This window comes from Pseudomonas sp. NFR09 (assembly GCF_900111535.1).
GTDB lineage: Bacteria > Pseudomonadota > Gammaproteobacteria > Pseudomonadales > Pseudomonadaceae > Aquipseudomonas > Aquipseudomonas extremorientalis.
Genome location: NZ_FOIH01000002.1, coordinates 254,982 through 268,538, shown reverse-complemented (window position 1 = coordinate 268,538; position 13,557 = coordinate 254,982). Strand labels below are relative to the sequence as shown.

11 protein-coding genes are annotated in these 13,557 nt (G+C 63.2%); 8 read left to right on the top strand and 3 right to left on the bottom strand.

What is annotated here, in order from left to right:
• Positions 1-6: 6 nt before the first annotated feature.
• From tssK to tagH, 3 genes are read right to left on the bottom strand one after another with little or no spacing between them, the layout of a single operon-like run.
• The gene (gene tssK / locus BMX59_RS05140) at positions 7-1,341 is read right to left on the bottom strand and encodes a type VI secretion system baseplate subunit TssK (protein WP_071488093.1); all 1,335 of its coding nucleotides are present in this window, start codon (positions 1,339-1,341) and stop codon (positions 7-9) included.
• An 18-nt stretch (positions 1,342-1,359) separates the two neighbouring features.
• A complete protein-coding gene (gene tssJ / locus BMX59_RS05135; protein ID WP_093120359.1) occupies positions 1,360-1,869 on the bottom strand; it encodes a type VI secretion system lipoprotein TssJ in 510 nt (169 codons plus the stop codon).
• 52 nt (positions 1,870-1,921) lie between these two features.
• Complete coding sequence (tagH, locus tag BMX59_RS05130; RefSeq protein WP_093120356.1) at positions 1,922-3,250, bottom strand: type VI secretion system-associated FHA domain protein TagH; 1,329 nt, start codon at positions 3,248-3,250, stop codon at positions 1,922-1,924.
• A 394-nt stretch (positions 3,251-3,644) separates the two neighbouring features.
• Between tagH and tssA the strand changes: the two genes are divergently transcribed.
• The 8 genes from tssA to tssH all read left to right on the top strand — a co-directional run bounded on the left by tssA (position 3,645) and on the right by tssH (position 13,494).
• Entirely contained in the window at positions 3,645-4,664 is a 1,020-nt protein-coding gene (gene tssA, locus BMX59_RS05125; RefSeq protein ID WP_093120353.1) for a type VI secretion system protein TssA, read from the top strand.
• A gap of 54 nt (positions 4,665-4,718) precedes the next feature.
• Positions 4,719-5,225: a type VI secretion system contractile sheath small subunit gene (gene tssB / locus BMX59_RS05120; RefSeq protein ID WP_010207547.1), complete on the top strand. Its 507-nt coding sequence runs from the start codon at positions 4,719-4,721 to the stop codon at positions 5,223-5,225.
• Between the two features lie 2 nt (positions 5,226-5,227).
• Complete coding sequence (tssC, locus tag BMX59_RS05115) at positions 5,228-6,727, top strand: type VI secretion system contractile sheath large subunit (protein ID WP_058424268.1); 1,500 nt, start codon at positions 5,228-5,230, stop codon at positions 6,725-6,727.
• A 171-nt stretch (positions 6,728-6,898) separates the two neighbouring features.
• Positions 6,899-7,387: an Hcp family type VI secretion system effector gene (locus tag BMX59_RS05110; protein ID WP_005792512.1), complete on the top strand. Its 489-nt coding sequence runs from the start codon at positions 6,899-6,901 to the stop codon at positions 7,385-7,387.
• Between the two features lie 78 nt (positions 7,388-7,465).
• Complete coding sequence (gene tssE / locus BMX59_RS05105) at positions 7,466-7,981, top strand: type VI secretion system baseplate subunit TssE (RefSeq protein WP_005792513.1); 516 nt, start codon at positions 7,466-7,468, stop codon at positions 7,979-7,981.
• Complete coding sequence (gene tssF, locus BMX59_RS05100) at positions 7,978-9,837, top strand: type VI secretion system baseplate subunit TssF (protein ID WP_093120350.1); 1,860 nt, start codon at positions 7,978-7,980, stop codon at positions 9,835-9,837. The genes tssE and tssF overlap by 4 nt, the downstream gene beginning before the upstream one ends.
• Entirely contained in the window at positions 9,801-10,844 is a 1,044-nt protein-coding gene (tssG, locus tag BMX59_RS05095; RefSeq protein ID WP_058424270.1) for a type VI secretion system baseplate subunit TssG, read from the top strand. The genes tssF and tssG overlap by 37 nt, the downstream gene beginning before the upstream one ends.
• Complete coding sequence (gene tssH / locus BMX59_RS05090) at positions 10,837-13,494, top strand: type VI secretion system ATPase TssH (protein ID WP_093120347.1); 2,658 nt, start codon at positions 10,837-10,839, stop codon at positions 13,492-13,494. Before tssG ends, tssH begins: the two co-directional genes overlap by 8 nt.
• Positions 13,495-13,557 lie beyond the last annotated feature (63 nt).

Below are 13,557 nucleotides of genomic sequence, written 5' to 3'. Positions count from 1 at the left end.
CGCGGATTATCCTCGGATCGCCCAGAAGGCCAGGTTCAAGCCCGGGAACTGCCCGGCGATATGGAAGGCAAAACCGCCGGAATTGCCCAGTTGTTGCCAATGCTCGCTGCCGCGATCGAGCTCGTAATACGTCGAGCCTGCGTGGTACGGCAGTTGGCGTGGCGCCACCGGCAGAGGCAACAGGCCAATACCCGGCAGTTGCAGGTTGACCAGGTCGCGGATGTGCTCCACCGAGCCGACTTTGCTCTGCTGGCCGAAGCGTGCGCGCAGGGTTTCGCCGGGCACATCGGCGCGCACCACCAGGATGAAACTGGCGTTGTCGAGCAGAGTCTTGTCGGCCAGCATCGCCACGTGCACGCCATAGGCTTTCTCGACAATCGGGATCGGTGTGGCCTTGCTGTCGATCAGCATCGACAACGCTTCACGCAATGCCGCCATCACCGGCGCGAAGCTCAGGGCCAGGTCATCGTGCTGATACTGCGGGTATTCCTGGGGGCGACGACCGGAGGTGGAGAAGGTCGAGAACTCGCCGGCCAGGCTGACCAGCTCGCTGAAGAAGCGCTCCGGGTGCAACGGGCTCAACTGGCTCAAATGCTGGACCAGCGGTTGGGCGCGGTTGACCAGTTGCAGCAGCATGAAGTCGGCAATCTCCGACGCGCCACCGGCGCCCGATGCCACCACCCGCCCCGCCAGGGCTTCGCCGCGCTGGTGCAGCAGGCCGAGCAGTTCGCTGCGAAAGGCGGTGAGCGGTTTGCTCGCGGCCACATCCAATACCGGCGGGATGTAGGTGTCATCGAGCACCAATGCGCGGTCGGCACGTTTTTCCTTGATGCGCACCAGGCCCACGGCGGCGTAATCGCTGATGCCATCCTGGGCGGTGAGCAGGCGCAGGGCGCGGGAACCCACGGCCACCGGGGCGCGGTTTTCGAAAGGTGCGTTGTCATCGCGTACTTCGCGCACCTGGCTCACATAACGCGCAGCCTCCAGGGCTTCGCCTTCATCCACGGTATCGCGGGCGCCGGCGCGCTTGAGCGGCAGGGCCAGGTACACCAGGCCGTCGCGCAGGTTGTCATCGATATTCAGCGGGCTTGGCGCCAGGTCATCCTGGGGGATATTAAACGGCGTGCCGTCGGGCAGCAGGCCACGCGCCGACACGATCGCCAGCTTGCCCTGGGCCAGCAGGCCCTGGTCGATCAGCAGCTCGGAAAAACCCCAGGCGCCGGCGGACAACGGGCGACTGCGGGCATCGATCAGGTTTTCCAGGTAACGGTCATGCTGCTGGAAGTGCTGCGTTCCGATGAACATGCCTTCCGACCAGACCACGCGATTGTTCCAGGACATGGGGGCTCCGATTGCTTCTTATTGGGCAGGGCTGGATGGGGTGACCACGACGTCGGCGCGCACGGCACGCACATCGAGGCTGATCTGGTATTCGGTGTGCTGGCGCGCGGGCACGTTGATCACCGTGCGCCATTGCGCGCGGTCCAGCTCGCGATAGCCCACCAGCAGGCCGATCTGGCGCGTGGACGGGTCGAGGTCACGCTGGATGCTCAATTGCTCGCCGGGTTGCACCATCACTTCGTCCTGGTCCAGCAGGTCCAGGCCCAGTGTGGATTGCGCACGGTCCGCCAGAGCGAAGTAATCGGAACGGGCGAAGGTGGCGGCGTTTTTCAGTTCGAAGATGCGCACCCTTACCGGGGCGGCCTGGCCGTTGGCACCGGGGTTGAGCCCGCTGATCGCATGGAAGTGCAGCTCGACGGCGGCCGTATCCACTTCGGCCTCGGCGGCTGTTTCGGGTTTGGCGGTGTCTTTGGCACACGCCGTCAGCAAAAGCAGTGTGGCGACTGCGAGTAAAAACCTGGGAATCATCCTGCGTCCTCAATGACGTACTTAGCTATCCGTTAAATCCATGTGCTGCGGTTCAGCGTCGCTGTCGTGCGCTGTGTTCTTCGTAGGCCCGGCTGAATTCGCGGCCGAACAGGTCCTGGAAATCTTCCTGGGCCTCGCGGGAAATATTGCTGTAGAGCTCGGTGAACTGCTGCCAGTACTGGGCCTGGCGCGAACCATTGAAAAGGCTCGACAGCCCGCCGGGCTTGCCCATGCGTTCTTCCAGTTGCGTCGGTTCAAAGCGGCTGAGCAGGTGCTTGATCGCCGCTTCCACGCCGGCCATCACCGCCAACTGGTGGGCGCGCAGGTCGTTGAAACTGTCGCGTACGGCGAGGTCGGGTGCCATAAACGCCTGGTTGCCGTGGCGCAGGAGCAGCAGTAACGCTTCGTCGGCATTCGGGGCGAATTTCAACGGATTGTTTTCTGCCGGCTGGATCATGGTCTGCTGCATGCGGAACTCGCCCTTGAGGCTGGCGCGGGCCCGCAGCACGTCGATCAGGCCTTCGACCATCAGGCGGTAGCTGCGGCCGATATTTTCCATCTGGGCCTCGGCCTGGGCTTTGTCCAGGCGCAGTTGGTCCAGGCCCGCACCACGCAGGAAGGCTTGCAGAAGGTCCGGTTGCTGGCTTTCCGCCACGGGCGGCGGGGGCTCGACCACCGGGGGCGGCTGGATGACCGGTGGCGGCGCAGGCGGCGGCGCAGCGCTGACGACGGGTGCTGGCGTGTCGCCAAACAGGTCCCAGTCTTCGGGAATCACCGCGCCCGACACCACCGGCGGGGCCACTACCGGCACAGCCACCGGTGTCGGCGGGCGGAAGTCATGTTGCTCGGAAGGCACGTGGTCCGGCACGGTCGGCGGCGGTACGGCGGTAGGACTGAGGAAGTCGAACAGGTCCGGCAGCGTGTCCATCGATGAAGCGCCCTGGAATTGCGGCGCAATCACCGGAACAGGCGCGGGCTTATTCGACACGGCGCCCATCAGCGCTTCGAAACTGTTCGGCGACTCGCCGGCAAACGGCTGGCTGTCGACGGCCTGTACGTTGAAATCGATACGCGCCTGGATCTCGTAATCGCCGATGCGGATCAGCTCGCCATCTTGCAACAGCTCGCTGTTACCCCTGCGCAAACGAATGCCGGCGTTAACCAACTCCACTCCGTTGGTACTGTTATCAGTTAAATAATAACGGCCATCTTTGTACTGAATAACGCAGTGCTGCGAGGAGACCAGACGCTCAGGATCAGGCAATACCCAGTCATTATCCGAGCTGCGGCCGATAGCCATCGAGCCCTGATTCATGGACTTTTCGGAGCACTGCCCAGGGGTAATCTTGTGATAACTAGTGATAGTCAAACACAGCGACATCTTGCCTCCTTGCTGATACTTCGCGCGCGGTCGATTCCCGGGACAGCGCTTCCCGGGATATCCCCATCAGGTCGAGCAATCGACCGTCCAAAACCTGCCAATACCAGCATGATCGCTGATCTTAACTGGGCTCTATGACAAAAATCCTGTCCCGGTACGTCGTTCGACCCACCAGTCGCACAGGTTGTTAAGCACCGCACATCTGTCACAGAGGGCGAATAGCTTACCTTGACAAGGCATAAGTACTACACCAAAAATGCACAACTTCTTGAATACCGGTGATGGCACATTAGTGGCATCTTGCTTATATGACCAAGAAAACATGCAAAGTTCCTTGCGCAACTAATGCATGAATTGCCCGCTATCTAACGGGCTGATAGGGAGATCAAATACAGTGGATGTGCCGTTGCTGCTCACCGCCGTTTCCGCGACTTCGCCCTGTGGCGAAGACATGGAATATGACGCGCAATTTCTGCAATTGGAGCGTGATGCCAAGGGCCAACCCGAGCGCAGCATGGGCGACTCGATCCTGCCCGCTGAACCGCCGGAATGGCGCAGCATCCAGCAGCAAAGCCTCGACTTGCTCGCGCGCAGCAAAGACCTGCGCATCACCCACTTCCTGTTGCAAAGCGCCCTCGCCCTCCAAGGCGTGGCCGGCCTGGCCGAAGCGCTGACGCTGATCGATGCGCTGCTGCGCGATTACTGGGCCGACCTGCACCCGCGCCTGGACGCCGACGACGATAACGACCCTACCGTACGCATCAACGCCCTCACCGGCCTGACCTGCGACACCAACATCCGCCTGCTGCGCGAAAGCATCCTCACGCGCTCGCGCACCTTCGGCCCCGTGAGCCTGCGCGCGGCGCTCAACGCCAGTGGCCTGTTGAGCTTCCCCGATGAACAACTCGGCGCTCAGCAGCTCAACGCCGCGTTCCTCGACAGCGACCCCGAGCAGCTACAGGCCACCCGCGACGCTCTGATTACCGCGCGTGCGGCGTGCGAAGCGATCGAACAACAGGTCAACGATCAGGTCGGTTCCGCCCAGGGCGTGGACCTCAGCGCCTTGAAGCAGCCGCTCAAGCAGGCGTTGCAGATACTCAATCAAGCGGTGCCCGGCGCCGCCGGCAGCAGCGAACCCGAGGCCGTCAGTGACGACAATGCCCCCTCGGCCGACTTCGCCGCCGCCCCCGCAGCACCGCGTCCCGTTGGCGATATCTCCAGCCGCGACGATGTGCTGCGCAGTCTCGACAAGATCCTTGCGTACTACATCCGGCACGAGCCTTCGAGCCCGCTGCCGGTGCTGTTGAACCGGGCGAAGAATCTGGTGCACGCCGACTTTGCGGCCATCGTGCGCAATCTGATTCCCGACGGCATGTCCCAATTTGAAAACCTGCGCGGGCCGGACGGCGAGTAAGCCATCCGACTGTGCAGTAACAACACCGTCGCTCAAGCGACCAGGAGCAGCAACGTGGCGAAGCAAAGTTCTCAGAAATTCATCGCGCGCAACCGTGCGCCTCGAGTGCAGATCGAGTACGACGTCGAGCTCTACGGCGCCGAGAAAAAGGTCCAGTTGCCCTTCGTAATGGGCGTGATGGCCGACCTCGCCGGCAAGCCTGCCGAGCCGTTGGCGCCGGTGGCCGACCGCAAGTTCCTTGAAGTGGACGTCGACAACTTCGACTCGCGCCTCAAGGCCATGCAGCCGCGCGTGGCGTTTCACGTACCGAACGAACTGACCGGCGAAGGCAACCTGAGCCTGGACATCACCTTCGAAAGCATGGACGACTTCAGCCCGGCCGCCGTGGCACGCAAGGTCGACTCGCTGAATCAACTGCTCGAAGCCCGCACCCAGCTGGCCAACCTGCTGACCTACATGGACGGCAAGACCGGCGCTGAAGAAATCATCATGAAGGCGATCAAGGATCCGGCACTGCTGCAAGCACTTGCCAGCGCGCCTAAGCCTGCAGGGGACCAGTAATCATGACTGACAATACCGCCCGCGAAGGCTCCCAGATCCTGGGCACCCAGACCGAAGAAGCCAGCGAGTTCGCCAACCTGCTGCTGCAGGAATTCAAGCCCAAGACCGAGCGCGCCCGCGAAGCCGTGGAAACCGCCGTGCGCACCTTGGCCGAACAGGCCCTGGCGCAAACCGACCTGGTCTCCAATGACGCGATCAAGTCGATCGAATCGATCATCGCGGCCATCGACGCCAAGCTGACCGCCCAGGTCAACCAGATCATCCATCACCCGGACTTCCAACAGCTGGAAAGCGCCTGGCGTGGCCTGCACTACCTGGTCAACAACACCGAGAGCGATGAGCAGCTCAAGATCCGTGTGCTCAACATCTCCAAGCCGGACCTGCACAAGACCCTGAAGAAATTCAAGGGCACCGCGTGGGACCAGAGCCCGATCTTCAAGAAGATGTACGAAGAAGAATACGGCCAGTTCGGCGGCGAACCCTACGGCTGCCTGGTGGGCGACTACTACTTCGACCAGTCGCCACCCGACGTGGAACTGCTGGGCGAACTGTCGAAAGTCTGCGCCGCCATGCACTCCCCGTTCATCGCTGCCGCTTCGCCGACCGTGATGGGCATGGGCTCGTGGCAAGAGCTGTCGAACCCACGCGACCTGACCAAGATCTTCACCACCCCGGAATACGCCGGCTGGCGTTCGCTGCGTGAATCGGAAGACTCGCGCTACATCGGCCTGACCATGCCGCGCTTCCTGGCGCGCCTGCCGTACGGCGCCAAGACCGACCCGGTGGAAGCCTTCGCCTTCGAAGAAAACACCGACGGTGCCGACAGCTCCAAGTACACCTGGGCCAACGCCGCGTACGCGATGGCGGTGAACATCAACCGTTCGTTCAAGCACTACGGCTGGTGCTCGCGCATCCGTGGCATCGAGTCTGGCGGTGAAGTGGAAAACCTGCCGGCCCACACGTTCCCGACCGATGACGGTGGCGTGGACATGAAGTGCCCGACCGAAATCGCCATCAGCGACCGCCGTGAAGCGGAACTGGCGAAAAACGGTTTCATGCCGCTGCTGCACAAGAAAAACACCGACTTCGCCGCGTTCATTGGCGCGCAGTCGTTGCAGAAACCGGCCGAGTACGATGACCCGGACGCCACCGCCAACGCCAACCTGGCCGCGCGCCTGCCGTACCTGTTCGCCACCTGCCGTTTCGCTCACTACTTGAAGTGCATCGTGCGCGACAAGATCGGTTCCTTCAAAGAGAAGGACGAGATGCAGCGCTGGTTGCAGGACTGGATCCTCAACTACGTGGACGGTGACCCGGCGCACTCCACCGAAACCACCAAGGCCCAGCACCCATTGGCTGCCGCCGAAGTGATCGTGGAAGAAGTCGAAGGCAACCCTGGGTACTACAACTCCAAGTTCTACCTGCGCCCGCACTACCAGCTCGAAGGGCTGACGGTGTCGCTGCGCCTGGTATCCAAGCTGCCTTCGGCGAAAAGCGCGTAAACCACCGATGAGCTAGCTCTTCTGTGGGAGGGGGCTTGCCCCCGATGGCATCACCGGGGTGTAACTGACACACCGAGGTGCCTGCATCGGGGGCAAGCCCCCTCCCACACAAAAGCACTGCCCATTTGGAGTTAATCAAATTCAGTGGCCCACGCCACACAGGGAGAAAACATGGCTGTTGATATTTTCATCAAGATCGGCGACATCAAGGGCGAGTCCATGGACAAGGCCCACAAGGACGAAATCGACGTGCTGAACTGGAGCTGGGGCATGGCCCAGTCCGGCAACATGCACGTGGGCGGCGGTGGCGGCGCGGGCAAGGTGAACATCCAGGACCTGTCGCTGACCAAGTACGTCGACAAGGCTTCGCCGAACCTGATGATGCACTGCGCCAGCGGCAAGCACATCGACAAGGTCAAGCTGACCGTGCGCAAGGCCGGTGGCGAAAGCCAGGTCGAGTACATGGTGATCAACCTGGAAGAAGTGCTGGTGACCTCGCTGAGCACCGGCGGTTCGGGCACCGATGACCGCCTGACCGAGAACGTCACCCTGAACTTCGCCCAAGTGATGGTCGACTACCAGCCGCAGAAAGCCGACGGCACCAAAGACGGCGGCGCGATCAAGTTTGGCTGGAACATCCGTTCCAACACCAAGCGCTGATAGCCCTGGTGGCCGTGGCGCCATGCCACGGCCCCTGGTTTTTTGTCCCTCTCGCAACCCGTCCGTGGAGCTGCTTTGGTGGTAACTGAAATCGCTTCCCGCGACCGTCTGCAACCGTCCCTGTTGGACCGGCTGACGGACGACGATCCAACCAATCCCAAGGAAAGCGCCGACAAACGCGTGCTGTCCCTGACCCAATTGAAAGCCTCGGTGCTGCGTGACCTGGCGTGGCTGCTCAACACCACGTCGTTGCTCGATGCCGATGCCACACTGCACACTCCAGCCGGCACCTCGGTGGTCAATTACGGCCTGCCGGCGCTGGCGGGCAACAGTGTTTCCAGCGTGGATATCAAGGCGCTGGAAGCCCTGATCTACCAGGCCATCGCCACCTTTGAGCCGCGCATCCTGCGCCACACCCTGCGTGTCAAAGCCCGTGTCGGCCATGGCGAAATGAACCACAACGCCCTGAGTTTCGAGATCGAAGGCGACCTGTGGGCCCAGCCGGTGCCGTTGCGCCTGTTGCTGCAAACCGACCTCGACCTGGAATCCGGCCACGTACGCGTGGTCAATGCCGACCAGCGGAGGCGCCCATGAACCCGCGCCTGCTGGAGCTGTACAACCAGGAACTGCACCACGTGCGCGAAAGTGCCGCCGAGTTCGCCAAGGAATACCCGAAGATCGCCAGTCGGCTGACCCTGTCCGGTATGGACTGCGCCGACCCGTACGTCGAACGCTTGCTCGAAGGCTTTGCCTACCTCACGGCCCGCGTGCAGCTCAAGCTCGACGCCGAGTACCCGACCTTCACCCACAACCTGCTGGAAATCGCCTACCCGCACTACCTGGCACCGACACCGTCGATGACGGTGGTGCAGTTGCAGACCGACCCGGACGAAGGCTCGCTGGCCAGTGGTTTCCCGCTGCCCCGCGACACCGTCCTGCGCGCCGCCCTGGGCCGCGAAACCCAGACCTGCTGCGAGTACCGCACCGCTCACCCGGTGACGCTGTGGCCGCTGCAGGTGAGCAACGCCGAGTACTTCGGCAACCCTGCCGCCGTATTGGGACGCTTAGCCGCCAGTGAGCCGAAAGCCAAGGCCGGTCTGCGCCTGACCCTGCGCACCGGCGCCGAGCTACCGTTCAACAGCCTCGACCTGGACAGCCTGCCGCTGTACCTCAGCGGTGCCGACGAGCAACCGTTCCGCCTCTACGAGCAACTGCTGGGCAATGCCTGCGCGGTGTTCGCACGCAAGCCCGGTGGCGATTGGGTCGAGCGCCTGCCGCAAGACGCGCTGCGCTCCCGTGGTTTTGACGACGCCGACGCCGCGATGCCGGTCGTCGCACGCGCCTTCCAGGGCTATCGCCTGCTGCAGGAATACTTCGCCCTGCCCCACCGCTTCCTGTTCGTCGAATTTGCCGAGCTGAGCCGTGCGGTCAAGCGTTGCGACGGCCAGGAGCTGGAACTGATCGTGCTGTTCGACCGCCACGAACCGAGCCTGGAAGGCAGCGTCGGCGCAGCGCAGTTCCTGCCGTTCTGCACCCCGGCGATCAACCTGTTCCCCAAACGCGTGGACCGTATCCACTTGTCCGACCGGGTCAATGAACACCATGTGATCGCCGATCGCACACGGCCGATGGATTTCGAGATTCACTCCCTGAGCGGCATCACCGGCCACGGCACCGGGCCGGAGCAGCCGTTTTTGCCGTTCTACGCGGTGCGTGACCCGTCGCGCTATGGCCGCGACCAGGCGTACTACACCGTGCGTCGCGAGCCGCGCGTACTGTCCAGCGACCAGCGCCGCAACGGGCCGCGCTCCACCTATGTGGGTAGCGAAACCTTTGTCAGCCTGGTGGACAGCCGGCAGTCGCCGTACCGCCACGATCTGCGCCAGCTCGGCGTGACCGCGCTGTGCACCAACCGCGATCTGCCGTTGTTCATGAGCGTGGGCAACGGCAAGACCGACTTCACCCTGGCCGACAGCGCGCCGGTATTGTCGGTGCGCTGCGTGGCAGGCCCCAGCCGCCCGCGCCCCAGCCACGCCCATGACGCCAAGGCCTGGCGCCTGATCAGCCAGCTCTCGCTCAACTATTTGTCCCTGAGCGAACAGGGCCAGGGCGCCGGCGCCTTGCGCGAACTGCTGCGCCTGTACGGCGACAGCAACGACGCCGCGCTGCAATTGCAGATCGAAGGCCTGCGCGAGGTCAGCAGCAAAGCCGTGACCCGACGCCTGCCGATGCCCGGCCCGATCGTGTTTGGCCGGGGCCTGGAGATCACCCTGGAATTCGATGAAAACGCGTTTCGCGGCACCGGCGTGTTCCTGCTCGGTGCGGTATTGGAACGCTTCCTGGCACGCTACGTGTCGATCAACAGTTTTACCGAGACGGTGATCCGTACCACCGAACGCGGCGAGATCATGCGATGGAAAGCCAAGCCCGGACGTCGTCCGACCCTGTGAGTACCCTGGATGCGATGCACCAGGAGCCCTGGGAATACGATTTCTTCCAGGCGCTGCGCCGTATCGAGTGCGAATCGCCGGAGCTGCCGCGCCTGGGCCATTCCCTGCGCCTGGCGGATGACCCGCTGCGCCTGGGGCAACAGGCCGATTGCACCTTCGCCCCGGCCACGCTGGCCTCGGTCGACCCCGGCGGCGACGGCAAGCCGGCGCGCCTGGAGCAGTTCTTCTTCGGTCTTGGCGGCCCCAACGGCCCGCTGCCGCTGCACATCACCGAGTACGTGCGCGAGCGTCAGCGCAACAACGCCGACAGCACCAGCAAGCAGTTCCTGGATGTGTTCCACCATCGCCTGCTCAGCCTGTTTTACCGGGCCTGGGCCGAGGCGCGGCCGACCGTCAGCCACGACCGCCCGGACGATGACTACTGGTCGGCACGCCTCGCCGCGCTGAGCGGCCGGGGCATGCCGAGCCTGCTGAATCAGGGGCTGATCCCGGATACCGCCAAGCTGCACTACAGCGGCCACCTGTCGGCGCAAACCCGCTACCCGGACGGCCTGAAGGCGATTCTCAGCGAGTATTTCGGCCTGCCGGTAGAGATCGAAGAGTACGTCGGCCAATGGCTGGAACTGCCCGAACGCAGCCGCGTGAGTGTGAGCGCCAACCGCCTGGGCGTGGACTTTTGCCTGGGCAGCTTCGTGTGGGACCGCCAGCACAAATTCCGTATCCGCCTGGGCCCGCTCACGCTGGATGACTACATGGGCATGCTGCCCGGCCACCAGCCATTCAACGAACTGGTGGCGTGGGTGGCCGAGTACCTGGGCCATGAACTGGACTGGGACCTGAACCTGGTTTTGCAACAACCCGAAGTCCCGGCGCTGCAACTCAACGGCCAGTTCCGCCTGGGCTTCAACACCTGGCTCGGTAAACCCGAGCATGACGCCAACGACCTAATCCTGGCCCGGCACTACGCCGACCACGCCACCACCTCAAGGAATCCAGAGCATGGGTGAAATCAGTCGCGCCGCACTGTTCGGCAAACTCAACAGCGTGGCCTACAAGGCCATCGAAGCCGCCACCGTGTTCTGCAAACTGCGGGGTAACCCGTATGTGGAACTGGCCCACTGGTTTCACCAGTTGCTGCAACTGCAGGACTCGGACCTGCACCGCATCATCCGCCAGTTCAACGTCGAGCCTGCACGCCTGGCCCGTGACCTTACCGAAGCGCTGGACCGCCTGCCGCGTGGCTCGACGTCGATCACCGACCTGTCGTCCCATGTGGAAGAAGCCGTCGAGCGCGGCTGGGTCTATGGCAGCCTGATGTTCGGCGAGAGCCAGGTGCGCACCGGTTACCTGGTGCTGGGCATCCTGAAAACGCCGAGTTTGCGTCACGCGCTGCTGGGTTTGTCTGCCGAATTCGACAAGATCAAGGCCGAGGCCCTGAGCGAACGCTTTGATGAATACGTGGGCGACTCGCCGGAAAACGCGCTCAGCGCCAGCGACGGTTTCAACGCCGGCGCCGTGCCGGGCGAAGCCAGCGGCGCGATGGCGCCGAGTGCGATGGGCAAGCAGGAAGCGCTCAAGCGCTTCACTGTCGACCTGACCGAACAGGCGCGCAGCGGCAAGCTCGATCCGATTGTTGGCCGCGATGAAGAGATCCGCCAACTGGTCGACATCCTTATGCGCCGCCGCCAGAACAACCCGATCCTCACCGGTGAAGCCGGGGTGGGCAAGACCGCCGTGGTCGAAGGCTTCGCCCTGCGCATCGTCGCCGGGGATGTGCCACCCGCGCTGAAAGACGTAGAGCTGCGCAGCCTCGATGTGGGCCTGCTGCAAGCCGGCGCCAGTATGAAAGGCGAGTTCGAACAGCGCCTGCGCCAGGTTATCGAAGACGTCCAGGCCTCGCCGAAGCCGATCATCCTGTTTATCGACGAAGCTCACACGCTGGTGGGTGCCGGTGGCGCCGCCGGAACAGGTGATGCCGCCAACCTGCTCAAGCCGGCCCTGGCCCGTGGCACCTTGCGCACCGTGGCCGCCACCACCTGGGCCGAGTACAAGAAACACATCGAGAAAGACCCGGCCCTGACTCGCCGCTTCCAGGTCGTGCAAGTCGCCGAACCGTCGGAAGACAAGGCGCTGCTGATGATGCGCGGCGTGGCCTCGACCATGGAAAAACACCACCAGGTGCAGATCCTCGACGAAGCGCTAGAAGCTTCGGTGAAGCTGTCCCACCGCTACATCCCGGCGCGCCAGTTGCCGGACAAATCCGTGAGCCTGCTGGACACCGCCTGCGCCCGCGTCGCCATCAGCCTGCACGCGGTGCCGGCGGAAGTGGACGACAGCCGTCGTCGTATCGAGGCGCTGGAAACCGAGTTGCAGATCATCGCTCGCGAACATGCCATTGGCATTGCGATTGGCACGCGTCAAACCAGCACCGAGGCGCTGTTGAGCGCTGAGCGTGAGCGTCTGGCGACCTTGGAAAGCCGCTGGGCTGAAGAGAAAACCTTGGTGGACGAGTTGCTAGCCACCCGTGCAACGCTGCGTGAAAAGGCGGGCGTCGTGGACAGTGGCAACGATGAACTGCGCGCCCAACTAGTCGACCTGCAACAGCGCCTCACCGCCCTGCAAGGCGAAACCCCGCTGATCCTGCCCACCGTGGATTACCAGGCCGTGGCCTCGGTGGTCGCTGACTGGACCGGCATTCCGGTCGGCCGCATGGCGCGCAATGAGTTGGAGACGGTGCTCAACCTCGACCAGCACCTGAAAAAACGCATCATCGGCCAGGACCACGCCCTGCAGATGATCGCCAAGCGCATCCAGACCTCCCGCGCCGGCCTCGACAACCCGAGCAAGCCGATTGGCGTGTTCATGCTGGCGGGCACCTCGGGCGTGGGCAAGACCGAAACCGCCCTGGCCCTGGCCGAAGCCATGTACGGCGGCGAACAGAATGTCATCACCATCAACATGAGCGAATTCCAGGAAGCCCACACGGTGTCGACCCTCAAGGGTGCGCCTCCAGGCTATATCGGCTACGGCGAAGGCGGCGTGCTGACCGAAGCGGTGCGGCGCAAGCCCTACAGCGTGGTGCTGCTGGACGAGGTGGAAAAAGCCCACCCGGACGTGCATGAGATCTTCTTCCAGGTGTTCGACAAGGGCGTGATGGAGGACGGCGAAGGCCGGGTGATCGACTTCAAGAACACCCTGATCCTGCTGACCACCAACGCCGGCACCGAGCTGATTTCCCAGGTGTGCAAAGACCCGGCGAACATCCCGGAGCCGGAAGAAATCGCCAAGGCCCTGCGCCAGCCGCTGCTGGAGATTTTCCCGCCGGCTCTGCTCGGCCGTCTGGTGACCATTCCGTACTACCCGCTCAGCGACGAGATGCTCAAGGCGATCACCCGCCTGCAACTGAACCGCATCAAGAAGCGCGTAGAGACCACCCACAAAGTGGCCTTCGACTACGACGACGCGGTGGTCGATTTGATCGTCTCGCGTTGCACCGAAACCGAAAGCGGCGGGCGCATGATCGACACCATCCTGACCAACAGCCTGCTGCCGGACATGAGCCGTGAATTCCTCACGCGCATGCTGGAGGGCAAGGCGTTGGCGGGGGTACAGATCAGCAGTCGGGATAATGAATTGCACTACCAGTTCAACGATTGACCTGACGGAATACTGCTCAACATGTGGGAGGGGGCTTGCCCCCGATGGCGGTGAATCAGTCAC

Excerpts from the sequence above, each read along its gene's own strand:
- tagH (WP_093120356.1), bottom strand. The coding sequence starts at position 3,250 with ATGTCGCTGTGTTTGACTATCACTAGTTATCACAAGATTACCCCTGGG.
- tssJ (WP_093120359.1), bottom strand. The coding sequence starts at position 1,869 with ATGATTCCCAGGTTTTTACTCGCAGTCGCCACACTGCTTTTGCTGACG.
- tssH (WP_093120347.1), top strand. The coding sequence starts at position 10,837 with ATGGGTGAAATCAGTCGCGCCGCACTGTTCGGCAAACTCAACAGCGTG.
- tssC (WP_058424268.1), top strand. The coding sequence starts at position 5,228 with ATGACTGACAATACCGCCCGCGAAGGCTCCCAGATCCTGGGCACCCAG.
- tssK (WP_071488093.1), bottom strand. The coding sequence starts at position 1,341 with ATGTCCTGGAACAATCGCGTGGTCTGGTCGGAAGGCATGTTCATCGGA.
- tssG (WP_058424270.1), top strand. The coding sequence starts at position 9,801 with ATGGAAAGCCAAGCCCGGACGTCGTCCGACCCTGTGAGTACCCTGGAT.
- BMX59_RS05110 (WP_005792512.1), top strand. The coding sequence starts at position 6,899 with ATGGCTGTTGATATTTTCATCAAGATCGGCGACATCAAGGGCGAGTCC.
- tssF (WP_093120350.1), top strand. The coding sequence starts at position 7,978 with ATGAACCCGCGCCTGCTGGAGCTGTACAACCAGGAACTGCACCACGTG.